The 22,630-nt window shown below is 72.7% G+C and carries 17 protein-coding genes; 5 read left to right on the forward strand and 12 right to left on the reverse strand.

From position 1 onward, the window contains the following. Positions 1-74: 74 nt before the first annotated feature. The 4 genes from FHX52_RS14505 to FHX52_RS14520 all read right to left on the reverse strand — a co-directional run bounded on the left by FHX52_RS14505 (position 75) and on the right by FHX52_RS14520 (position 8,195). A complete protein-coding gene (locus tag FHX52_RS14505; protein ID WP_141823056.1) occupies positions 75-1,844 on the reverse strand; it encodes an alpha-amylase family glycosyl hydrolase in 1,770 nt (589 codons plus the stop codon). Between the two features lie 167 nt (positions 1,845-2,011). Continuing rightward, positions 2,012-5,356, reverse strand: coding sequence for a glycoside hydrolase domain-containing protein (locus tag FHX52_RS14510; protein WP_141823057.1), 3,345 nt, complete (start codon positions 5,354-5,356; stop codon positions 2,012-2,014). Positions 5,357-5,508: 152 nt separating this feature from the next. Further along, positions 5,509-7,065 (reverse strand): ATP-dependent DNA ligase, encoded by a 1,557-nt coding sequence (locus tag FHX52_RS14515; RefSeq protein WP_141823058.1) that lies wholly within the window; start codon positions 7,063-7,065, stop codon positions 5,509-5,511. Positions 7,066-7,169: 104 nt separating this feature from the next. After that, on the reverse strand, positions 7,170-8,195 hold the full coding sequence (locus FHX52_RS14520) for an alpha/beta hydrolase (RefSeq protein ID WP_221630606.1): 1,026 nt from the start codon (positions 8,193-8,195) through the stop codon (positions 7,170-7,172). A 130-nt stretch (positions 8,196-8,325) separates the two neighbouring features. Between FHX52_RS14520 and FHX52_RS14525 the strand changes: the two genes are divergently transcribed. From FHX52_RS14525 to FHX52_RS14545, 5 genes are read left to right on the forward strand one after another with little or no spacing between them, the layout of a single operon-like run. Beyond that, the gene (locus FHX52_RS14525; RefSeq protein WP_141823059.1) at positions 8,326-9,111 is read left to right on the forward strand and encodes an SDR family oxidoreductase; all 786 of its coding nucleotides are present in this window, start codon (positions 8,326-8,328) and stop codon (positions 9,109-9,111) included. Then, a complete protein-coding gene (gene fabG, locus FHX52_RS14530; RefSeq protein WP_141823060.1) occupies positions 9,108-9,884 on the forward strand; it encodes a 3-oxoacyl-ACP reductase FabG in 777 nt (258 codons plus the stop codon). Before FHX52_RS14525 ends, fabG begins: the two co-directional genes overlap by 4 nt. Before the next feature lies 1 nt (position 9,885). Further along, positions 9,886-10,944 (forward strand): phosphotransferase family protein, encoded by a 1,059-nt coding sequence (locus FHX52_RS14535; RefSeq protein ID WP_141823061.1) that lies wholly within the window; start codon positions 9,886-9,888, stop codon positions 10,942-10,944. Further along, a complete protein-coding gene (locus FHX52_RS14540; protein WP_141823062.1) occupies positions 10,944-12,188 on the forward strand; it encodes an acyl-CoA dehydrogenase family protein in 1,245 nt (414 codons plus the stop codon). Before FHX52_RS14535 ends, FHX52_RS14540 begins: the two co-directional genes overlap by 1 nt. 1 nt (position 12,189) lies before the next feature. Next, positions 12,190-13,359 carry an acyl-CoA dehydrogenase family protein gene (locus FHX52_RS14545; RefSeq protein WP_141823063.1) on the forward strand — a complete coding sequence of 390 codons (1,170 nt, stop codon included), beginning with the start codon at positions 12,190-12,192 and terminating at the stop codon, positions 13,357-13,359. 65 nt (positions 13,360-13,424) lie between these two features. Here the strand turns inward: FHX52_RS14545 and FHX52_RS23900 are convergent, their stop codons facing one another. The 8 genes from FHX52_RS23900 to lanL form a co-directional block, all read right to left on the reverse strand. Continuing rightward, positions 13,425-15,101, reverse strand: coding sequence for an ATP-binding cassette domain-containing protein (locus tag FHX52_RS23900; RefSeq protein WP_185747295.1), 1,677 nt, complete (start codon positions 15,099-15,101; stop codon positions 13,425-13,427). Then, entirely contained in the window at positions 15,098-16,780 is a 1,683-nt protein-coding gene (locus tag FHX52_RS14555; RefSeq protein ID WP_141823064.1) for an ABC transporter transmembrane domain-containing protein, read from the reverse strand. Before FHX52_RS14555 ends, FHX52_RS23900 begins: the two co-directional genes overlap by 4 nt. 186 nt (positions 16,781-16,966) lie before the next feature. Further along, positions 16,967-17,098 carry a hypothetical protein gene (locus FHX52_RS24575; protein WP_281288010.1) on the reverse strand — a complete coding sequence of 44 codons (132 nt, stop codon included), beginning with the start codon at positions 17,096-17,098 and terminating at the stop codon, positions 16,967-16,969. 96 nt (positions 17,099-17,194) lie between these two features. After that, positions 17,195-17,326 carry a hypothetical protein gene (locus tag FHX52_RS24580; protein WP_281288011.1) on the reverse strand — a complete coding sequence of 44 codons (132 nt, stop codon included), beginning with the start codon at positions 17,324-17,326 and terminating at the stop codon, positions 17,195-17,197. Positions 17,327-17,377: 51 nt separating this feature from the next. After that, the gene (locus FHX52_RS23905) at positions 17,378-17,524 is read right to left on the reverse strand and encodes a hypothetical protein (protein WP_185747296.1); all 147 of its coding nucleotides are present in this window, start codon (positions 17,522-17,524) and stop codon (positions 17,378-17,380) included. A gap of 88 nt (positions 17,525-17,612) precedes the next feature. Continuing rightward, on the reverse strand, positions 17,613-17,759 hold the full coding sequence (locus tag FHX52_RS23910; RefSeq protein WP_185747297.1) for a hypothetical protein: 147 nt from the start codon (positions 17,757-17,759) through the stop codon (positions 17,613-17,615). 6 nt (positions 17,760-17,765) lie between these two features. Then, entirely contained in the window at positions 17,766-19,541 is a 1,776-nt protein-coding gene (locus FHX52_RS14560; protein WP_141823065.1) for an alpha/beta hydrolase family protein, read from the reverse strand. Continuing rightward, positions 19,538-22,381 carry a class IV lanthionine synthetase LanL gene (gene lanL, locus FHX52_RS14565; protein WP_141823066.1) on the reverse strand — a complete coding sequence of 948 codons (2,844 nt, stop codon included), beginning with the start codon at positions 22,379-22,381 and terminating at the stop codon, positions 19,538-19,540. Before lanL ends, FHX52_RS14560 begins: the two co-directional genes overlap by 4 nt. Between the last annotated feature and the right edge of the window lie 249 nt (positions 22,382-22,630).

The raw sequence follows: 22,630 nt of genomic DNA on the forward strand, positions 1-22,630 counted from the left end.
GCCCGACCTCCGAGGAAGCCGGGCGGCATACGTCACATCGGGCCGGCGCCACTGCGGGCGCCCAGCAGCCTCGCTCAGGCGCGCGTGAGGACCACGAGGGAGTAGGCGCCGACCGAGACCGTGCCCTGGGGCGGCTGGTCGTCGTCGGGGTCGTCGACGGCGTCGACGTCGTCGGTCTCGTGCCCGGCGAAGAGGGCGCTGTAGGTCGAGGCGTCTGAGTTGAAGCGGACCGCCCAGTGGCCCCCGCCCGGCAGCGGCGTCGTGATGTCGCGCGGCTCGGCGCTCGCGTTGACGACGACGACGGCGACCTCCTCGTCACGGGAGCGCGCCCACGAGAGGGTCTTGGCCTCGTCGTCGACGTGCAGCTGCGCGAAGACGTTGCCCGTGAGGCCCGCCGAGGTGCCGTCGGCGTTGCGGCGCAGGCGGATGAGGTCGCGCGCGAGGCGCACGATGTCGCGGAACTTCTCGGCGCGCTCCCAGTCGAGCGGCACGTCGTCGCGGAACCACTCGTCCTCGAGGAACTCCTGGCCCTGGAAGAGCATCGGGATGCCGTGGCCGGTGAGGGCGATGCACAGTCCGAGCGTGGCGCGCTTCTGGGCGGCCCAGCCGCCAGGGTCGCCGCTGTCGATCTCGTGGGTGAGGCGCAGCTTGCCGTTGGCCACCTCGTCGTGGCTCTCGGTGTAGATGATGCGCGCGAACGGGTTGTCGTCGGCCCCGATGGCCTCGGCGAGCTCGGTCATCGACCGGTCGCCGTCGTCGACGGCCGTGAGCGCCTGACGCACGGGGTGGACGAAGCCGGCGTCCCACTGCGCGTGGAAGCCGGCGCCCCCGTCGCCGAACGTCGTCAGCGCCGGGTCGTTCTGGAGGTCCTCGGCGATGAGGATCTTGTCGGGGCGGGTCTCGCGCACGCTCGACGTGATCGCCTGCATGACGTCCCAGCCCTCCGGCAGGTCGCCCGTGCCGAGCCCGTCGATGGTGCGGATGTAGAGCGTGGCGTCGAAGCGCAGCCCGTCCATGTGGTACTCGTCGAACCACATGAGCGCGTTGTCGTGCAGGTAGGCACGCACCTGCTCGCGGCCGTAGTCGGGGCGCGTGTCACCCCAGGGCGTCGAGGAGCGCTCGTCGTTGTAGAAGTAGATGCCGCCCTTCTCGTTCTCGCTCCAGCCGTCGAACTGCCACAGGGCGAGGTCGCTCGGCCCGAAGTGGTTGAGCACGACGTCGACGATCACGGCGATGCCGTGGCGGTGTGCCTCGCGGACGAAGGCCTTGAGCAGGTCGGGGCCGCCGTAGGTGTGCTCGACCGCGAAGGGGTTCGAGGGGTTGTAGCCCCACGAGTAGTCGCCGGCGAACTCCGCGACCGGCATGAGCTCGATGGCGTTGATGCCGAGCGCGACGAGGTAGTCGAGCTTGCCGGCGACGCCCTCGAGGTCACCGGGGTTGCCCGGGTCGGCCATGAACGAGCCGATGTGGGTCTCGTAGATGACGAGCTCGTCGTGCGGCGGGCATGCGAACGCATCGCCCTCCCAGTCGAAGGCATCGCGGTCGTAGACGATCCCGTTGCCCGAGGAGTGGGTGACCGCGCGGGCGCGCGGGTCGATCCGCATGAGGCGTTGGTCGCCGTTGTGGATGACGAACTGGTACTCCGCGCCCGGGCCGACGCCCTCGACGTCGGCGTACCAGTGGCCGTTGTCCTCCGCCTCGAGCGGGTGGCCGTCCTCCGACCACTCGGTGAAGCTGCCGGTCACGGAGACGGCGTCGGCGTTGGGGGCCCAGACGCGGAAGGCGGTGCCGCCGTCGTGGGGCATCGAGCCGAGGCCGGGACGGTGGGGGTCGTGCTCAGACATGGTGCTCTCCGGCGGTGCGGTTCGGATGGTTCCGGTCGAGCCTAGTAAGGGCGGCAGCCAGGCCCCACGTCCGGGCTTGTGGGGCTGGCCGGGCTGGGCGGGCACCACCGTCGACGGGCCGCGGTATGCCGTCCGGCCGGGGATGTGGTGGCGGCGGGCCTCCGGGGTCAGTGCAGATAGCCTTCGACGTCGGCGACGACCTGGACCGTGCCGCTGGAGCGGTTGACGATCGTCATCGTGCCGTTGCTCGCGAGACGGGTGATGACGAGGTTGGCGACGGTCTGGCCGGTCGTGAAGTTGGCCGTGGAGGTGCCTCCGCTCGCGGTGGAGTCCGCGGTGAGGAAGCCGGCGGCGGTCGGGGCCGTGGCGGTGAGGTTGACCGAGGCGGAGGTGGCCCCGGCGGGCACGGGGGAGCCGGCGACCCCGGCGACCTTGACGGTGAGCGAGGCTCCGGGCGCGAGGGCCGTCTTGACCGGGTTCGGCGCCGTGCCGACGCGGGTGTCGAGCAGGCGCACGGGAGTCGGCGAGACCCACTGGTTGGTCGCGCCGGTGGGGCTGAGGTAGCCGCCGACGTCGGCGACGACGTGGACGGTACCCCTCGAGTGGTTGACGATCGTCATCGTGCCGTTGCTCGCGAGGCGGGTGATGACTAGGTTGGCGACGGTCTGGCCGGCAGCGAAGTTGGCCGTGGACGTGCCTCCGCCCGCGGTGGAGTCGGCCGTGAGGTAGCCGGACGCGGTGGGCGCCGTGGCGGTGAGGTTGATGGCCGCGGCCGTGGCTCCGGACGGGACGGGGGAGCCTGCGACGCCGGCGATCTTGACGGTGAGCGATGCTCCGGGCGCGATGGCAGCCTTGACCGGGTTGGTCGCGGTGCCCGTGCGGGTGTCGAGGATGCGGACGGGCGCGGGAGAGACCCACGTGCTCGTCGTGCCGGTCGCGGTGATGTAGCCCTCGACGTCGGCGATGACCTGGACGGAGCCGCCCGAGCGGTTGACGACCGTCATCGTGCCGGTCGCGGACAGGCGGGTGACGACGAGGTTGGCCACCGTCTTGCCGGCGGTGAAGTTGGCGGTGGACGTGCCACCGCTCGCAGTGGAGTCGGCGGTGAGGAACCCTGTGGCCGTCGGCGCTGTGGCGGTGAGGTTGATCGCCGCGGCCTGCGCGCCGGAGGGGACGGGGGAGCCGGTGACGCCGGCGACCTTGACGGTGATCGAGCCCCACGGCGCGAGCGCGAGCCTGACCGGGTTCGTCGCCGTGCCGTAGCGGGTGTCGAGCAGCCGCACCGGGGCGACGGGGACGAGGTGGCCGTGCGGGAGCGGCGTGACGGGAGCCGACGGCGACGAGGCCGGTCCGGTGCCGGCAGCGTTCTTCGCCCTGACGGTGAACGTGTAGGCGGTCCCGTTCGTCAGTCCGGTGACAACCGCCGTGGTGGCCGTGCCGGCGACGGTCACCGTCGCACCGCCGGGTGACGCGGTCACGGTGTAGGCCGTGATCGGGCTCCCGTTGTCGGCGGCTGCGCTCCACCGGACCGTCGCGCGGCGGTCGCCGGGCACGGCCGAGACCGACGTGGGCGCAGACGGGGCGTTGGCCACGAGCTGGAACGACATCGCGTCGGCGCCCACCTGAGCGGTCGACGGGCTCGGGCCGTTGTCGGCGAGGTGGACCGTGATCGGGCTGCCCGCGCGCGTGACGAAGCTGCCGAGCGCGACGTAGCCGGTCACCGTGGACTGGTTCACCGTCCTGACGACCGAGCCGTTCGCGTCCTTGATCGTGTAGGGCACGGTCGCGGTGGCGCGGGTGGCCGGGATGTAGGCGCTCACGGCATACGTGCCCGGCGGCAGTTGGGGAGACCACGTCGCTCCGTTGGACTCCGTGGTGCCACCCGAGTAGGTCGCGTACGCGCGGCCGCGGAGGCCCTGACCCGGGTTGGGCTTCCAGTAGGACATGCTGCCGGTGAAGACGAAGGACGTGCCGCCCGGCCCGAAGACGTTGGTGCCGTAGCTCACCGGCACGGGGGAGCCGGCGACCTGGCCGCCGAGCCAGTTCGCGTCGATGTTGATGCTGACCCCTCCCCAGGTCTCGGTGAGGTTGTCGTACTGGTGCAGCCGCTGGCCCCGCGACCAGTAGATGTCCTTGAACGCCGGGTAGGAGGCCGAGTCGGAGAGGTTCTGGAGGCCGTTCCAGTGGGCGAACCACACGTCGTCGGGCGGGACGAAGCCGCTCGTGCCGGCGGCGATCGCGTTGGACATGTCGACCATGAGCGAGGAGGTGCTGCCGTAGGCGCCCGAGAGGTAGCCGAGGGCGTGCAGCTCGGCCGTCCACGCCGACATGAAGGTCAGCACGGTCTGCACACAGGCGGTGTCGGAGCTGCGGTATCCCTCCATGTCGTAGTAGATCGGCGTCCCGGCGCCGAGGCCGAACGACTGGGCGCGGCCCACCGCGTCGTCGGCGCTCGCCTTGCCCTGTGCGGCAGCCCTGCTCGGGTCGATGGTGGACAGGCCGGTCTGGTTGACGCACGGCGCCTGCACCCCGACGTAGATGGGGATGAGCCCCCAGCCCATCGAGGTCGTCTGGCTCACCCAGGACGCGCTGAGGTTGCCGTCCGGGCAGGCGCGCTGGGAGCCGCCGATGTAGATCCCTGCCGCCCGGTAGGGCGAGGACGAGAACCAGGACTGCATCGTCGACACCGACGGGGCCGCACAGGTGTCGAAGCCCATCCCGGTGAAGGTCGTGGCGGCTGCGGCGGCTGCGGCGGCTGCGGTGGCCGTGGCGGTCGGGAGGCTCGTGGCCGTGGAGAGCGTCGGGGCCAGGGCACCTCGCGGGTCGCCCGCGAGGCTCCGGCTGACGGTGAGGGGAGCGTTCGTCGTCGTGCGCGCCGATGCGGCGGCCCCGGAGGTGGCCTGCGGAGGCGTGGCCGGGCCGGGCTTCGTTGAGGTCGAGGTCGAGGTGGTGGACGTCGCCGAGGCCAGCACGGCGTCGACGGCTGCCTCGTCGGTGCCCCAGGAGACCTCCGCCTCGACGTCCGGGCTCGTGAACCACACCTGCTTCGTGCGCCCCTCCGGGTTGGTGCCGGTGCGAGCCGCCAGCCGTCCCACGGTCGTGGGCCGCGACGTCTTCGCGGCGAGGCGCTGTGCGGAGGCGGGGCGCAGCTGGATCGTCTCGGCCCGTCCGACGAGGTGCGCCGGGCAGTCCTGCTGGGGGCCGGGGTCGCCGAGGTAGACGGCTTTGACGTCGAGCCGGACGCACCGGGTCGGGTCGGCCGCGAGGTCGACGACCTGCCAGTCGCTCGGAACGTCGAGGCTCACGCCGCGGTAGCTGACGTGCTTTCCGTTGCCCGGCGCCGCTGGCGCCGCTGGCGCTGCTGGTGACGCTGATGACTCCAAGGAGCCGACCGCAGCGGGGCCGAAGGGGGTCGCCGCATCGGCTGCGAGGGCCGGCGCCGGCCCACCACCGCCGAGCACCAACCCCGCCGCGGCAGCGAGAAGCAGGAACTGTCGCCGGGGAGTGGGCATGTCGCCACCCTTCGCGTCAGCCACCGTTCCGAACCGGCCCCTGCCGACCATGCCGGGGACTCTCGTGGCACAGGGCGCCGTCGGCACCGTGTGACCAATGAGGCTAGCGTGACGCGTGGGATCTGGCACGGTGAATGCGGATCACGATGGCGTCACCATCCGGCGAGCGACCTCACCGCCTGCACCGTGTCGATCTCGGAGACCGGCTTGTCGTCTCGGTAGCGCAGCACCCGGGCGAAGCGCAGCGCCATGCCGCCGGGATAGCGCGTGGACCGCTGCACGCCGTCGAAGGCGATCTCGACGACCTGCTCGGGGCGAACCCGGACGACCCACGTGCTGTCATCGGCGTCGTCGACGGCGAGCTCGCGGAAGCGCTCGGTCTGCCACGTGAGCATCCCGTCAGTCATCCCCTTGAAGGTCTTGCCGAGCATCACGAGCTCACCGGTCTCGGCGTCGCGCGCCCCGAGGTGGATGTTGGAGAGCCACCCCTTGCGGCGCCCGCTGCCCCACTCGACGGCGAGCACGACGAGGTCGAGGGTGTGCCGGGGCTTGACCTTGACCCACCCGGGACCGCGCCGACCGGCGGCATACGGCAGCGCGGGGTCCTTGACGACGACGCCCTCGTGGCCCGCCGCGACGAGGTCGGTGAAGAACTGCTGGGCGCGCTCGGGGTCGTCGGTGCGCTCGCGCGGCACGAGCCACGCCGGGGGCACCGTGCGCGCGAGGTGCTGCCAACGCACCCGGGCGGGCTCGTCGAGAAGGTCCGCGCCGTCGAGGTGCAGCACGTCGAAGAAGTAGGGCGTGAGCGGCACCTCCTCGCGCAGCCGCGCGACGTCCGCGCTGCTCGCCGTGCGCGCACCCGTGACCTGGAAGGGCTGCGGACGGCCGCCCTCGGCGAGGGCGATGACTTCCCCGTCGAGCACGAGCGTCTCGACGTCGAGCGCAGCGAGCGCCTCGGTGATCTCGGGCATGCGGTCGGTCACCTCGTCGAGCGTGCGGGTGAAGAGGCGCACGCTGCCCGGGCTCGTGCGGTTGTCGACGTGCGCCTGCAGCCGTATGCCGTCCAGCTTGGTCTCGACGACGACCTCACCTCCGAGCGTGGCGAGCGCCGCCGCGACGTCGGGGGCGGAGCCGGCGAGCATCGGCCGCAGGGGCCGCCCCACCTCGAGGGTCAGGGCCTCGAGCGCTTCCGAGCCGCCGGTGAGGGCTGCTCGGGCCACGGGTCCCGCGAAGCCCGCGAGCATGACCGCGCGGCGGACGGCTGCATCGGGCACATCGGCCGCCCGGGCGATCGCCTGGAGCATGACGCCGTCGCCGGCGCCCTGTCGCGTCTCGCCGGTGATGAGGCCGCGCAGCCACGTCTGCTCGTCGGCGGTGGCACGTCCGAAGAGGTCGCGGACGGCAGCGGATCGCGTTGCCGCAGAGCCGGATCCGGTGATGCGAGCGATGGTCGTGGCGGCCGCGTCGACCTCCTCGACCGTGAGGCAGGGATCGGCCGCCGGCTCGGGCAGGCTCTGCAGCCCTCGCCAGCTGACGCCGATGCGTCGCTGCGGCAGCACCCCGGACAGGTGGGCAGCGACGACCTCGATGACCTCGGGACCGTCGAGCGCCGCCCGGCGCAGGCAGGCGGCGAGCGCCTCGACCTTGGCCGTGCGAGAGCTGGTCGCGGCCACGGCGCGCGCGGTGTCGACGACCTCGGAGAGCTGCATGCCCCCGATCCTGCCTCCACGCACCGACACCGGCCAGGTGCGCACGCGAGGGGCGCACGCCTGAGGCGCCGTCCGGAAGCTCAGTCGGCAGCTGAGTCGGCAGCTCAGTCGGCAGTGACGCGCTCGATGAACGCCACCGCCCGGTCGAGGGCGAGGCGGCCGGGCTCGGTGTCGAGGTCGAACTGGAACTCGTGCCCGAGCCGCGGCTCGTGGTCATCGGCGAAGAAGAGCGACTCGTGCGGGGCCCCGACCGCGTCGAGGGCGGCGACGAGCCCCAGGGAGTGCGCCAGCAGCGGGTCGGCGTTTCCCGCCGACACGAAGGCCGGCGGGAACGCGGCCGTGAGGTTCTGCGGCACCGACGCGAGGGCCGAGGCAGGGTGCGAGCGGTGGTCGCGCGTGCCGAGGTAGGACCAGAGGGCCGTGTCGACGAGCCACGCCCCGACCTTCGTGCTCGCGTGCGACAGCTCGAAGTCGAAGGCGCCGCAGAAGAGCACGACACCGCGCAGCCCCGACGGCGGCAGGTCGACGTCGATGCCCACCCGCGCGGCATACGCCGGGTCGGTCACGAGGCTCGCCACCTGCGCCGCGATCTGCGCGCCCGCCGAGTCGCCGGCGAGCACGATGCGGGAGGGGTCGACGCCGAGGCGGTCGGCGTGGTCGACGAGGTGGGCGAGGGCGGCGGCGACCTGGCGCACCGGGGTGGGGTAGCGCTTGCCGGGGGCGATCGAGTAGTCGACGCCGACCGCCGTGACCCCGCGGCCGGCGAGCACCCGGAGATAGTTGGCGACGTCGTCCTTCGACCCCGACACGAAGGCCCCACCGTGGACCCACACGACCGTGGGCAGCGGCTCGGTCCGGTCCGGACGGAAGACGTCGAGGCGCCCGTCGGGGTCGGCCACGGCATACGCCTCGCCCAGGACCTCGACGAGGTCGGTGGGCGCGTGCGATGCGAGCGCCGCGCTCGCCCGGGCGGCGCCCCGGTCGAAGACGGCGCGGATGGCGAGGGCCGCGGGCCACGGCGACAGGCGCACGGCGGCAGCCGCTGCAACGGCGGTGCCCAGGGCAGCCGTGCCGACGCCGCCGATCCGGTCGACGATGCCGGCCAGGGGCCCGCTCCGGCGCTCGCTCATGCCCTCGAATCTACCCGCGTGCCCGACCGCCGGCTCCGCCCGGCACTTGACGCGGAGGGCCCCGAGTCGTCAAGGTAAGCAAGCGCTTAGTCACGCGCTTCCGAGCCGCAGCAGCAAGGAGAGCACCGCCATGGCCGACACCGCCGTCGTCACCGGGGCCGCCCGGGGGATCGGCCGCGCCATCGCCTCCCGCCTGACCCGCGAGGGCTGGTCGGTCGTCGTCGCCGACCTCGACGCCGAGGCGCTGCGCGACACCGCCGCCGAGCTCGGCGCGCTGGCCGTGCCCGGCGACACGTCGACCGGTGCCGGCGTGAGCCACCTCGTCGACACGGCATACGGACACCTCGGGCATGTCGACGCCTTCTTCGCGAACGCCGGCGTCGGCACCCTCGCGGGGCTCGACGCCTCCGACGCCGACTGGGCGCGGGCGCTCGACACCAACGTCATGGCGCACGTGCGTGCGGCCCGCGCACTCGTGCCGCGCTGGCTCGACGCCGGCGGTGGTCGCTTCGTCGTGACGGCGTCGGCGGCCGGGCTGCTCACGATGCTCGGCGATGCCCCCTACTCCGTCAGCAAGCACGGGGCCGTTGCCTTCGCCGAGTGGCTGAGCGCCACCTACCGCCACCGCGGCATCGTCGTCCAGGCGATCTGCCCGCAGGGCGTGCAGACGAGGATGCTCGAGGAGTCGGGGCCCTTGCAGGGCTTGCTGACCCGCGACGCCACGGTCACGGCCGACGAGGTCGCCGACGCCGTCTGGGCGGCGCTCTCGGGCGACGACTTCTTCATCCTCCCGCACCCCGAGGTGCGCGACTACTACGCGCAGCGCGCGGCCCACCCCGACGCCTGGCTCGCCGGCATGAACCGGCTCCAGCAGAAGCTCGACAGCCAGCACACCCCCGCCAAGGAGAACGCATGACCGACCAGCCCCGTCCCGCCAGCACGCAGCGCACCGCCATCGTCACCGGAGCCGCCCGCGGCATCGGTGCCGCTGTGGCCAAGCGCCTCGCCTCCGACGGGTATGCCGTCGCCGTCCTCGACCTTGACGAGTCCGCCTGCGCTGCAGTCGTTTCCGAGATCGAGGCCGCCGGTGGCAAGGGCCTTGCCGTCGGGGTCGACGTGTCCGACGAGGCCGGTGTCGCTGCCGCCGTCGAGCGCGTGGCGGCCGAGCTCGGTGCCCCGACCGTGCTCGTCAACAACGCCGGCATCATCCGCGACAACATGCTCTTCAAGATGAGCGTGGACGACTGGGACGCCGTCATCAACGTCCACCTGCGGGGCTCCTTCCTCATGACGCGCGCCACCCAGAAGCACATGATCGACGCGAAGTTCGGTCGCATCGTCAACCTCAGCTCGACCTCGGCGCTCGGCAACCGCGGCCAGGCCAACTACGCGGCGGCCAAGGCCGGCCTCCAGGGCTTCACGAAGACCCTCGCGATCGAGCTCGGCAAGTTCGGGGTCACCGCGAACGCGATCGCGCCCGGCTTCATCGCGACCGACATGACGCGCCAGACCGCGGAGCGCATGGGCATCACCTTCGAGCAGTTCCTCGAGGGCGCTGCGAAGGAGATCCCCGTCGCGCGCGTCGGCCAGCCCGAGGACATCGCCGCCACGGCGTCCTTCCTCGCCAGCGAGGAGGCAGGCTTCGTCTCCGGCCAGGTCATCTACGTCGCCGGCGGCCCGAAGGCCTGATGTGACAGTCCTCCCCGCCGACGACGCGAACTCGCAGGATCCTCGCGGTCTGCCCCTGGGCCCGCTCAGCGGCTTCCTCGAGAGGGAGGCGCCGGGGCTGCTGTCCGGCCCGCTCTCCGGGCGCGTCATCGCCGGTGGCAAGTCCAACCTCACCTACGAGGTCGGCGACGGACGACGCACAGTCATCGTGCGCCGTCCGCCGCTCGGCCACGTGCTCGCCACGGCCCACGACATGGTGCGCGAGCACCGCGTCATCACGGCCCTGCGCGACACCGCGGTCCCCGTCCCCGAGACGTATGCCGTGTGCCCGGGTGACGAGGTCATCGGCGCGCCGTTCTACGTCATGGAGCGCGTCGAGGGCACGCCCTATCGTCTCGCCCGCGAGCTGGAGCCGTTGGGGCCCAATCGGACTCGGGCGATTGCCGACCGGATGATCGACACCCTTGTCGCGCTCCACGCCGTCGACCCGGCCTCGGTGGGCCTCGGCGACTTCGGCCGGCCGGAGGGCTTCCTCGAGCGGCAGGTGCGCCGCTGGAAGCAGCAGCTCGACGCCTCACGCAGTCGCGAGCTCGCCGGCATCGACGAGCTGCACGCGCGGCTCGCGGCCTCGGTGCCGGAGCAGGGGCCGCCCGCTGTCGTGCACGGTGACTACCGGCTCGACAACCTCCTCGTCCTCGAGCGCGACGGCCGCGACGAGGTGACCGCCGTGCTCGACTGGGAGATGGCGACGATCGGCGACCCGCTGACGGATGTAGCCCTGCTCGCCGCCTACCAGTCGCTACCGCGGATGATGCAGACCAACGCCGTCTCCGACGTCGCCCTCGCGCCCGGATTCCCCACGTCCGCAGTGCTGCTCGAGCGCTATGGCGCCGCCAGCGGCCGCGACCTCTCGAGCCTGTCGTTCCACCTCGGGCTCGCCTACTTCAAGCTCGCCGTGATCCTCGAGGGGATCCACTACCGCTACACCCAGGGCCAGACTGTCGGCGCGGGCTTCGAGTCCATCGGGCAGGCCACCGGCCCGCTCGTCGCCGCCGGTCTGCGCGCACTCGAGGAGGACTGATGGACTTCGGATTCGACGCCTGCACTGAGGAGCTGCGCCAGGCTCTGCTCGGCTTCATGGACGAGCGGATCGTGCCTTCGCTCGCGACCTTCGACGAGCAGGTGACGGCACTGCCCGACTCCTGGGCCTGGAGCACGGCGCCGGTGCTTCAGGACCTGCGGGCGGAGGCGCGCGACCTCGGCCTGTGGAACGCCTTCCTCCCAGGTGAGCACGGCGCAGGGCTGACCAACCTCCAGTACGCGCCGCTCGCCGAGATCACGGGTCGCTGCATCCGGCTCGCACCGGCCGTCATCAACTGCGCGGCCCCTGACACCGGCAACATGGAGGTGCTCGCGCAGTTCGGCAGCCCCGAGCAGCAGGAGCAGTGGCTGAAACCCTTGCTGCGCGGCGAGATCCGCTCCGCCTTCGCCATGACCGAGCCCGACGTCGCGAGCAGTGATGCCACCAACATCGGCACGAGCATCGTGCGCGACGGCGACGACTACGTCATCAACGGCCGCAAGTGGTGGATCACCGGGGCGATGAACCCCGAGTGCTCGATCTTCATCGTCATGGGCAAGACCGACCCGGCCGCCGACCGTCACCGCCAGCAGTCGATGATCCTCGTGCCTCGGGATGCTCCCGGCGTCGAGATCGTGCGGGGCATGGAGGTCTTCGGCTACGACGACCACGACCACGGCGGCCACGCCGAGCTGCGCTTCACCGACGTGCGGGTGCCGGCGAGCAACCTCATCGGTGAGGAGGGCACGGGCTTCGCCATCGCCCAGGCCCGGCTCGGGCCGGGGCGGATCCACCACTGCATGCGCTCGATCGGCCTCGCCGAGGTGGCGATCGAGGCCATGTGCCGCCGGGCCTCGGAGCGGGTCGCCTTCGGTCGCCCGCTCGCCGAGCAGGGCGTCGTGCGCGACTGGATCGCCGAGTCGCGGGTGCGCGTCGAGCAGCTGCGCCTGCTCGTGCTCAAGACGGCCTGGCTGATGGACACCGTCGGCAACAAGGGTGCCCACACCGAGATCCAGGCGATCAAGATCGCGACGCCGAGGACGGTCGAGTGGATCCTCGACAAGGCTATCCAGACGCACGGCGCCGCAGGGCTCAGCCAGGACACCGAGCTCGCCATCGCCTTCGCCGGCGTGCGCACGCTCCGCTTCGCCGACGGACCCGACGAGGTGCACAAGAACGCGCTGGCCAAGGCCGAGCTGCGCAAGCACGCCACCCCGACTGCCACCCCGAGAGAGAAGAGCTGAGATGGACCTCAACCTGTCGGCGGAGGAACGCGACATCCGCGACTGGGTGCGCACCTTCGTCACCAAGGAGCTCATGCCGCTCGAGCAGCAGGTGCTCACCCGCGAGCGCAGGGGTGAGCGCGGCGTCACGCCTGATGAGCTGAAGGCGTTGCAGGACAAGGCGAAGGCAGCCGGCTTCTTCGGCATCCAGACGCCCGAGAGCCACGGCGGCATGGGTCTGGGAGCCGTGATGTCGGCCCTCATCCAGGTTGAGCTCGGGCGCACCTTCGTGCCGTTCCGCTTCGCCGGCGAGGCCGACAACATCCTCTTCAGCGCGACCGAGGAGCAGCAGGAGCGCTACCTCGTGCCGACGATCAACGGCGACAAGAAGTCGTGCTTCGCCATCACCGAGCCGGGCGCCGGGTCCGATGCCCGGGCCATCCGCACCAGCGCTCGCCGCGAGGGTGACGAGTGGGTCATCAACGGCGAGAAGACCTTCATTACCGGCGGCAACGAGGCCGACTTCGTCATGGTCTTCGCCGTGACGGACAAGGAGAAGGGCGCCGACGGCGGCGTCACGTGCTTCCTCGTCGACCGGGACCGTGGCTGGACGAGCACGCCGATCGACACGATGGGAGAGTGGGGCCCCGCCGCCCTCGTGTTCGACGACGTGCGCGTGCCGCACTCAGCGATCCTCGGCGAGGAGGGGCGCGGCTTCGAACTCGCGATGCGGTGGATCGGCAAGGGTCGCTACATGCTGCCCGCCAACGCGATCGGCTCGTGCGAGCGCCTCGTCGAGATGGGCATGGAGTGGGCCCGTAACCGCGTCACCTTCGGCCAGCCCATCGCCGAGCGCCAGGCGATCCAGTGGATGGTGGCCGACTCCGCCGTCGAGATCGAGGCCCTGCGCTGGCTCGTCCTCACTGCAGCCTGGCAGGTCGACAACGGCATCGACTCGCGGCAGTCGCAGTCGATGGCCAAGCTCTTCGGCGGTGTCAAGGCCAACGAGATCGTCGACCGCGTGCTCCAGATGCACGGCGGCATGGGCTACACCCGCGAGCTGCCGATCGAGCGGTGGTACCGCGAGCTGCGCCTGCTGCGCATCTACGAGGGCACCGACGAGATCCAGCGCCGCACGATCGCCCGCAACCTGCTCAAGGGCCACGCCTCCGTGCGCGGCCACCTCGGGTAGCGAGCGCCGGCCGCCCGGTATGCCGCGTGGCGGCGGGGTCCCGTAAGCCGGGTCGCCGCGGTCACTCAGTGCGCGTAGAGCGCCGCGTGCCGGTGGAGGTCGCGGTAGGCGTCGTGGGCGTCGAGGAGCTCGGCGTGCCGGCCGGTGTGGACGTCTGCGCCGTCGAAGTAGACGACCGTGCCAGCGCGCCGGGCGACGTCGACCCGGTGGGCGATGGTGACGAGGGTCCGTCCGTCCACGGTGAACGCGGCTTCGACCGCCTCGTCGTCGCTGAGGGGCAGCAGGCTCGTCGCCTCGTCGAGCACGACGACCTCCGCCGGGGACAGCCACGCGCGGGCGAGGACGACCCGCTGCCGATCGGCTGCGGTCAGCCGCTCGTCGTGGCTTCGGATCTCGCCGTCGAGGCCGCACAGGCGATCAGCGAGGTCGTCGAGCCCGAAGACCGCCACCGCCTCTCGGAGTCGGGCCTCGGCGACGTTCGGGTCGAGGTGGAGGAGGTTCTCGCGGAGGGTGCCGGCGAAGACGTAGGCCTCCTGGGGCACGAAGCACAGTCCCTCGGCGGCGTGAACCGTGCCGCTCGTGGGCGCCTCGAGCCCGGCGAACAGCCGGGCGAGCGTGGACTTGCCGGTGCCGCTCGCGCCGAGGACGGCCACGTGCTCGCCGCGCCTCACCCGCAGGTCGAGACCCGTGAGGACCGGTCGGCTCTCGGGGCGGTAGGCGAAGGCGACGTCGCGAAGCTCGACGGCATACCCCTGCGTGGGCTGCGACGGCGTGCGGGCGCTGCCCGACTCGGGCCCGGGGCGGCCGGCGACGAGCGCGAGGCGGTCGAGCAGGACGACGAGCTCGACGACCCAGCCCCCCGAGACCGCGACGAATGACGAGACGGCCGGGGCGAGGACGGTGAGGACGTAGGTCGTGGCCCCGACGACGGCCCCGGCGCTGAGTGAGCCGTCGCGCAGCAGGGGCAGCGACACGAGGAGCACGCTGAGGAGCGGCACGTGGGCGCCGAGGGCGATGACGGCCTGGCGGAGGGCGGTCGTGCGGACGACTCGCAGCTCGGCCACGGCGACGGCGTCCGCACCGGAGAGGAGGCGCTCGCGGCCCCACGTGTCGGCTCCGAGGCCTCGCAGCGGTGGCAGGTCGGCGAGCACCGCGGCGGTGTCGGCGCCGAAGGCTTCCTGCGCGAGTGCGGCGTGGCGCTGCCGGCGGACCGTGCGCGGCACAAGGAGCGACTGGAGGGCGAGGGCGGCGGCGAGCGGGACGAGCGCGGCGAGGCCGAGGCGGTGGTCCAGGAGCAGCAGCCCGATGCACGCGGACGCGAGCGGGACGACGGTCGATCGGAAGCTGCGCAGCACCGCCGACACGAGGTTGCGGACCTGATCGACCTGCTCGATGGTCTGGGTGACCGTGGCCGCGCCCGGTCTGCCGGTTCGGGCGCACTCGGCGAGGGTTCCGCGGACGGTGGCCGTCATGAGGCCGTCGCGGAGGTCTTCGACGAGGGGCGACATCGCGGCATACAGGCGGCGCGTGGCGGCGGCGCCGACGACCATCGCGGCGGCGATCGCGGCGAGCCACAGGGTGGACGCCGAGGGCCGGCCCGAGGTCAGGGCGTCGACGGCGTGCGCGACGGCGACCCCGGAGACGAGCGCGGGCAGGCACTCGACCGCCGACCACGCAGCGACCCGGACCAGGCGTCGCGGGGCGGGCGTGGTGCTGCGGAGCAGGCGAAATCCGGCGTTCATCGGGGCTCTCCCGTCAGGATCAGGCCGTCGTCGTTCTCCGATTCCATGCTTCCCACGGTCACCCGCGCCGGTGGAAGACATCGACTCGCGGATGTCACGTCGATGGAGTCGTCGGCGATCGCCACGAGGGCGGGACGGCCCGAGGCGATGAGGACGGTGCGTTGGCCGCGTGTCCCGGCGACGGCGCGCACGACCTCGAGCTCGGTCGCCGAGTCGAGGCTGGAGGTGGCTTCCTCGAGGACGAGCAGGCCCGAACCGTGCAGGAGCGCCTGGGCGATCCCCAGCCGCTGCAGCTCGCCCCCGGAGAGGGCGAGGTCCGCGAGCGGCGTGTCGTAGCCCTCGGGCAGTGCCTCGATGACGTGGTCGATGTGGGCCGCCGCCGCGGCGCTTCGGACGGCCTCGCGGTCGATGCCGGCCAGGCCGATCGTCAGCAGGCCGGCGACGGTGTCGCCGAGGAGTGCCGGGCGGGCCCCGGCGAGCGCGGCGACGTGCGCGTCGGGCGCCAGGCTGCGCAGGGGTATGCCGTCCACGAGGACCCGCCCGGCCGCGGGCGTCGCTGCCCCAGACGCGAGACGGGCCACGGCGCCGGTCAGGGCGGCCGGCCCGCTGAGCGTGGCGACCCGGCCGGCACCCACGGTGAGGTCGACCGGGTCCGTCACGGTCGGTTCGGCGTCCGTGCCGTCGGTCCAGGCGCTCGCCCCGCTCAGCGTGACGGCGACCGCCCCGCGTGGGGCGCTCGGTGAGGCGCCGCGGCGCGGTGCCGCTGCGATCGCGGTCGTGATGTGCGCCAGACGCCTCGTCCCGACCCGGACGCTGGCGAGACCGGCTGCGGCCTCGATGCCGTCGAGGGAGCCGATGACGAGGGTGGTGTAGCCGATGAGGGCCGCGAGCTCGCCGGCCGAGATCCGGCCGCGGGCGAGGGAGACGCCACCGACGGCGACCGTGACGAGGAGCGCTGCAGGGACGAAGACGCCTGAGCGCCAAGCCATTCGGCCCTGTAGGTCCCAGAGCGAGCGGCCGGCCGCGCGGACGCCGTCGAGGGGCGTGAGGACGCGCTCGGCCTCGGTGAGCCAGGTGCGGTGCGCCTGGATGCTCGCGGCGCCGCGCTGGGCGTCGAGGGCACGGTCGGCGATCCGGGCCTGCCCGGCCCGGTAGGCTTCGAGCGACGGCGTGCTGTCCGCGACGAACCGGCGGACGACCATGACGAGCGCGACGAGGCCGAGCAGGAGGCCCACGAGGACCCACCACTCGATGAGCGCGATCGAGACGAGGCCGATGACGAGGGTGGCGGCCGCGAGGGTGATCGAGATCGCGATCCCCAGCGCGGCGGCCGGCTGCGCGGCGTCGACGAGCAGGCGGGTGGCGAGGTCTCCGGCGCTCGTCACCCGACGGGCCTCACGGTCCGTCACCGAGGCGATGGCCCGAGCCCGCAGCCGCTGCGTCACGCGGGCGGCATACGCGCCTGAGGACAGGCCCGTCCCGGCGCTGCAGAGGCTGACGACGACGAGGACGGCCGCCAGGCGCACGAGGCTCTCCCCGGCGTCCCCGCCGGTGGTGACGCGGTCCAGGGACTGGCCGACGAGCCTCGGGACGGCGAGGGAGGCGAGGGCCGCGAGGGCCGAGAGGCCGACCGTGGTGAGGGCCCAGGTCGGGGCGAGTCGCCACGTCGTGGTGCGCATGTGGGGGCCTTTCGTGGTCAGGGTACGGGCTCGATGGGGCTGTTGGGGCTGCTGGTCGGTGGGGGAGGTGGCGACGCGGCCGCCGGTCGGTGACAATCGCGGTGGCGGTCGTCGTGGTGGTGGCCGACGTGATGAGTCCTGTCGGTGGCCGGCCCCGTTAGCGGCAGGGCCGGCCACCTGCAGGGCTCACCACTCGGTGATGAAGCACGTGATGAAGCAGGTCTTGCTGCAGAAGATCAGGCCGGTGCCCTCGAGGTCGGCGAGCGTGGTCGGCTCCGTCTCTGGGAGGCCGTCAAGGGCGGCGATGTCGATGGTCATGGGTGGTCACCCCCTCTGAAGGTGTCTGGGACGTCGGGCGTGCGACGACGCGGGCGGGATCGTGGTCCGTCGTCCGGTGCGGTCAGGCGCCGGACGTCACCACTCGGTGATCCAGCAGGTGATGTAGCAGGTCTTGCTGCACTTCTCGAGGCCGATGCCCTCGAGGTCGGCGACGGCAGTCGGCTCCGTCTCGGGGAGCGTGTCGAGGGCGAGGATGTCGATCGTCATGATGTGTCCTGTCTGTGTTTGCTTGCGGATGTCGTTGGTGGAGTGGGCCGCTCAGGCCTCGGTGACCTTGCACGTGTAGAGGCAGGTCCAGAACCAGCAGGTCTGGGAGCAGGGCAGCAGGCCCTGGCCGTCGAGGTCCGCGAGGGCGGTCGGCTGCGTCTCGGGGAGCGTGTCGAGGGCGAGGATGTCGATGGTCATGATGCTTCTTCCTTCGGTGTTGTGTTGGTGTTGTGTGGTGTGTCGTCCTGGTCGGACGGGTGATCCAGTCGATGGCTCGGTGGGCCGCTCAGGCCTCGGTGACCTTGCACGTGTAGAGGCAGGTCCAGAACCAGCAGGTCTGGGAGCAGGGCAGCAGGCCCTGGCCGTCGAGGTCCGCGAGGGCGGTCGGCTGCGTCTCGGGGAGCAGGTCGAGCGCGAGGATGTCGATGGTCACGGTGTTTCACCTCCTCTCTGTGGTCGTGGTCGTGCGCACGGCCTGCGGCCGGCGCGAGCTGTGGTGGCAGAAGGCCGCGATGCTCTCGATCGCGTCCTGCCGACGTGGTGAGGTGAAGACGTCGTGCCCGCAGCCGTCGAGCCGCAGCAGGCACGAACGGTCGGGGTCGAGGACCTCGGCCAGGTGTTCGGCCTCGGCGACGGGGACGACCGTGTCGAGCTCGCCGTGCAGCACGAGGACCGGCGTGGTGATCCGGTGAGCGACCGTGGTCAGGTCGGGACCGGAGGCCCCCCCGAGACGCCGCGCGAGCTCCGCCACGGGGCCTCCGCCGTCGACGACTCGGCGGCCGCTGACGAAGGGCGAGACCGATACGCATCCGCTCCACGCGGAGGGCTCCGCGGCCGCGGCGAGCACGGCCAGCCAGGCGCCATAGGAGTGCCCGAGGACGACCGGCCGGGGGAGGTCAGGGCCGCGCAGGTCGCGCAGGACCGCCGAGACGGCGAGGACGTCGGCGAGGTCGGGGCCACCCCACTGGTCGCGGATGGCCAACGCGTGGTCCGCGCCGTAGCCGGTGCTGCCGCGGACGTTGGGGGCGACGACCGCGACGCCTGCGTGGACGAGGCCGGCGAGGAGCGGCTCGTGGTGGGCGCGCCACGCGTCGAGCGGGCCGCCGTGGAGCGCGATGGCGAGGGTGCGCGCGGTCTCGGGGTCGCCGACGACGACGCATTCGATCGGACCGTCGGCACCTGGAAGGGTGGTGATCCGGACCGGGACAGACGCGGCGGCCGTCTGGTCGTCGAGCTCCCACGACCCGTCCCCCAGGTCGACGCGCAGGAGCGTGCCGGCGTGGTCGGGCGTCGCGACCGGGACGACGAGCTCGTCGTCGCCGAGGTGCCCGCGCCCGAGCACGACGAGCGGCGGCAGGTCGGGCGCGGTCACGTCGCCGGAGACCGTCGAGACGATCCGGATCGACGACACGGCCCCCTGCTCCACCGACACCGCGAGGCGCGTCCCGTCCCGGCTGGCGCCGAGGTGGGTGACGGCACCGGCGGACAGCCCGTCGGGGAAACGCACTGGCTCCTGGCCGGGACGGCCGAAGCCCACGCGGGGGTTGCCCCACGCCGTGGTCGAGACGACGACGAGGTTGGCGCCGGCGACGTGGTCGACAACCTGATCCTCGCTCGTCGGGCGGACCGAGAAGAAGGGCTCGCTCGCTCCGGTGGCGACGTCGAACTCGACGGCGGCGGACGGTCTCGTGCCCTGCATGAGATTGAGGACGAGGCGCTCGCCGGCTGCGTCGAGAGCGACAGCGCCGAGTGCCCGGCCGTCGACGGTGACGACCGGCTCGGGCCCGCTGGGAACGAGTCGGTGGACGTGCGTCCGTATGCCGTCACCCTCGAGGACGAGGACGGCAGCTCCGGCGCGGACGAGCTGGACCGACTGGCACACGAACGTCGCCACGTGGGTCGTCTCGCCCGCGGCGGTGACCGACTCGACGAGGTGGGCGCCGCGCCGGTGGTGGCAGACGAGGACCGAGCCGTCGTCGTGCGGCAGCAGCTGCGACTGCACGGAGAGGCTGGGGACGGCAACCACGCGCCGATGGGTGGCGGAGCCGGCACGCTCGCGGATCTCGAGCACGGGGACCCCGTCGGCGCCGACCAACGTGCAGGCGGCAACCGAGCCCGAGGGCGACAGCCGCCAGGAGACGCGAACCGGTTCGGACGGCTCGACCGCGGTCGCATCCACGTCGCCGCGAACGGCCGACAGCGTTGCCGCGCTCATCGCCCGCCCTCCGGCATCCAGAGGCGCGGGCCGCCGTGGCGTAGCCGCAGCAGGGTGGACAGCGCGCCGGCGTAGCCCACCCCGAAGTCGGGAGTGATCCTGCCGGGCTCGTCGCCGAGGCCCGAGCCGAGCGCGTCGACCTGACGGCGGTCCCACATGATGCGCAGGAGGTCGCTGGCCTGGTCGCGGTAGGTCCCGCCGAGCACGTCGGCGAGGTCGAGCAGGGTGTCGGCGTTGCCTGACAGGCCGTGGCAGTAGGCGATGCCGGACTCCCACTTCGACGCGACGATCGCGCGGGCGGCGCCGTCGAGGACGCCGTCGACCACCCCGTCGAGCGCCCGTTCGCCGGACATCCGGATGAGGAAGGTCGCGACGCCGCTGGACCCGTTGCACCAGTGCTGGATTCCCGGGGCCGGCTCCTCGGGGCTCGAGCCCCAGAGCATCCGTCCGTCGGACAGGTCGAGCGGGGCGCGCACGAGGCTGACTGCAGAGTCGACCGACAGCGCGAGGAGGCGGTCGTCGGCGAGGGCACCAGCGGCATACCGGAGGAAGGCGCCGATTCCGGCGGTGCCGTGCGCGTAGCCGTGGAAGCGCTTCCCGGCGAACGTCGACGGCGTGCCCGCTGGGGTGAACCATGAGACGCCGTGCGCGTCGCGGGTCACGCGGCCGGCCAGCTCATCGGCGACCGCGGCGAGCCGGGCCAGGACGCGCTCGTCGCCGGTGAGCTCCCAGAGGCGCACGAGGGTGAGGCCGAGGCCGGCGATGCCCTGCGTGACGTCTGGGCCGGGGAAGTCGGCCCGGATGGCGAGCGCGCGGGCCACGGCGCGGGCGAGCAGGTCGCGGTCGTCGAGGAGCGCCCCCGTCTCGGCGAGCGCCCACGCCGGGCCGGCGTGGCCGAAGTGGAGGCCGACGGACCCACCCTGCGGCGCGGGCGCCCGGTCGACCCAGCCGGCGAGCTCGGCGGCGGCGCGTCGGGCACGCTCGTCACCGAGGAGGCGCGCGGCCTGGACGAGGACGCCGAGCAGGCCCGAGGCGCCGTGCTGGACGTTCGTCGGCAGCGTCGTCTCGCCGAAGGCCGAGGCGCGGGCGACGCGCGAGCTGTGCGGTGAGATCTCGCGGACGAGCCGGTCGAGGAGCGTCTCGATCGCCTCGTCGGCGACGGCTGCGTCGATGGGTTCGATGTCGGTGAGCGCGTGGCGGGCGCGGGCGGCCTCCGTCGGCAGCGTCCAGACGGCCGTGTGGCCGGGTCGGGCTGACGCGTCGAGTGCCTCGATGGCCTCGTCGAGGGAGGGGCGGAGCGTGGGGTCGCCGGTGAGGCGCACGGCCAGCTCGGCGAGGTCCGCGGGGACGCCGAGGCGCCGGGAGCCGCGGTCGAGCCATGCGTCGATGCTCGTCGAGCCGTCCACCCCGAGCAGCGGGTCCTCGCCCGTCAGGACGAAGAGGACGAGCGCGCCGAGTGCGTGGAGGTCCATGGCGGGCTCGGGTGCCACGCCGCTGAGCTGCTCCGCGGAGGCGTATGCCGCTGTGCCGCTTCGCCGGGACAGGTCCACGTCCGCGTCGGCGGAGATCGCGAGCTCCGGGTCGATGATCGCGACCGTTCGGTCGGCCCGGACGAGGAGGTTGTTCGGCGTGAGGTCGCGCAGGACGATGCCGTGCTCGTGCACGATGCGGAGGGCGGCAGCCACGTGGCGCAGGACCTCCACGGCGTCGGTCGTGTCGGAGGTGGTGGACGGGGAGGTGGCCGGGTGGGCGCCGCGACGGGAGACCCAGGCGCGTAGCGTCTCGGCGCCGAGGTCGCTCTCGGCGAGGAAGAGGTCGCCGCCCTGCTCGAAGAGCTCGACCGGGAGGGGAGTCAGACCGGTGGCGGCGAGCTGTCCGAGGACGGCCCACTCGTGGCGCAGCCGGTCGCGGGCGTCGCGGCCCTGACGATCGGCGGCGACGTGGGCCCGGGCTTGCTTCACGATGACGGCCTCGCCGGTCGTCAGGTCCTCGGCCCGGAAGACGCCCCCGCGGTTGGCGTGCCGGACTGCCTCGCGGACGGCGAAGCGGTCGCCGAGGAGGACCCGGGCGGGCGCTGCCGGTGCTGCCGGTGCTGCCGGTGCTGCAGGTGCGGCTACGGAGGCCGGACGTCCCGACGGCAGTTCCGGCTGCGCGCTCGGGAAGGGGTCGGTCAGCCACGCCGGAGGCGTGAAGGTTGCGCCGCGGGTGTCGGAGACCGTGTGGCCATCCGGGGTGACGAGGGCAAGCTGGAGCTCGCCGTCGTGCGTGAGGACGGGCGTGCCGGTGAAGACGCCGTAGCGGTAGTGGACGAGGCTGCCCTCGCGCAGTGCGCGGTCATTGAGGATGCGGGGTCCCGTCAGGCCGTCGGTGGCCACGTCGAGCTCGTGTGCGAGCTGGATCGCGTCATCGAGGTTGCTGGGGTAGATGGTGACGACCTTGCCGGCGTTGCCGCGCGGACAGTGGGGGCTCGTCAGGGTGCGGACCTGGGCGTACGTCGCCGCCACCTTGAACGGGGTCCCTGCCGGGAGGAGCACAGCGGCGCAGGCGGCGAGCACGTCGAGGACGCTCGCCTCGGTGGCAGACACGTGAAGCTTCCAGCCCTGGATGGGCAGGTCGGCCGTCGCGAAGTCGGCGTGGGCCCAGGCCTCGTCGGTGCGGACCGTCCATCCGACGGTGTCGGTGAGGGCGACGAGATCGGTGAGCAGGTGACCCGGCTCCGTCGCGGCCTCGACGGCGAGCGCAACGGCCGCAGGCGGCATACCGCTGGGACATCTGCCGGGAGTGGTGTCCCCGACCTCTGCGTCCTCGCGACGCGCCTGCTGAGCGACTGGTGCCGACATGCCTGTCTCCTGAATCTCGTTGCCCCGCTTGCGGGCTCACTGGGTCAAGTAGCACGTGAGGTGGGTCGTGATACATCCACGGCGAGCAATTCATCGGTACCGGGGCACGGCACACGGGTGCCGGTCGTGCCGGTGCTCTCTCACCTCGGAGGGTCCCAACCCTCGATGGCGGCTCTTGCGTCATCCCGGACCCCGTGGCAGGGTCGAAGGTCTGAGCGGTTCAACCACAGTGCCGACTCCGTCACCGAT

Source organism: Humibacillus xanthopallidus, from assembly GCF_006717145.1.
Taxonomy (GTDB): Bacteria; Actinomycetota; Actinomycetes; order Actinomycetales; family Dermatophilaceae; genus Humibacillus; species Humibacillus xanthopallidus.